This window comes from Maribellus luteus (assembly GCF_003576475.1).
GTDB classification, from domain to species: Bacteria; Bacteroidota; Bacteroidia; order Bacteroidales; family Prolixibacteraceae; genus Draconibacterium; species Draconibacterium luteum.
In genome coordinates, this window is record NZ_QWGR01000158.1 from 1 (window position 1) to 599 (window position 599).

Here is a 599-nt window from a genome sequence, read left to right on the forward strand (position 1 = left end):
GTTCTCGATGGCGCGCTCCGAAGCCGGTGACGTATTGCACGGCCAGGCCGGCGACTGGGTGCTCCAATACGCTCCCGGCGACTACGGCGTCGTGCAGGCGCAGCGCTTCGCCAAGGTCTACCGCCCGGCCTGAAGCGTTACTGCGCCGCCTGCTGCTGGCGCTCGACTTCGTGGTGCTTCATCTGCAGATAATCCTGCCGCTCCACTTCGTGCAGTTGGCGCGGGTACTGCTCGGCGGCGGTGAACCAGGCATTAAGCCGTTGCTGCAAGCGCTTGTCGGGCGGCGCCGACAGCGACTTCAGATAGGCGTCGATGGCCAAGTAATAGCGCATCGTGTTGCGTTCGAGCAGGCCGCGCACCCCGCCCACATATTCGGGCTCCCCGCCCGATGACGCTTCCGCCGTCTTGGTAAAGCCGACTTTGCCGCTGCCGACCGTGGCAAGGTATGTGCGCATCGCCAGGCGGCCGGCCGTACCGTAACCGTATGCGTACGTCAGATGCAGAAACGTGTGGTTGCCGGCGCCCGGCGCGGGTATGGCCTCCAGCATGATGTGGTAGTCCCGGGTGCTGAGCGGGCCGGAAGCCGCGCTAAGTTCCAC

Annotated in this window: 2 protein-coding genes; one reads left to right on the forward strand and one right to left on the reverse strand. The window is 65.6% G+C overall.

The window, feature by feature from the left end; genetic code table 11:
- Positions 1–7: 7 nt before the first annotated feature.
- Complete coding sequence (locus D1614_RS28390; RefSeq protein ID WP_497006678.1) at positions 8–133, forward strand: PGDYG domain-containing protein; 126 nt, start codon at positions 8–10, stop codon at positions 131–133.
- Between the two features lie 4 nt (positions 134–137).
- Here the strand turns inward: D1614_RS28390 and D1614_RS28395 are convergent.
- Positions 138–599, reverse strand: a 462-nt coding sequence (locus D1614_RS28395) for a hypothetical protein (RefSeq protein WP_206610179.1), incomplete at its 5' end; no start/stop codon positions are given.

Coding starts and splice junctions, on each gene's coding strand:
- D1614_RS28390 (WP_497006678.1), top strand. CDS start 8: ATGGCGCGCTCCGAAGCCGGTGACGTATTGCACGGCCAGGCCGGCGAC.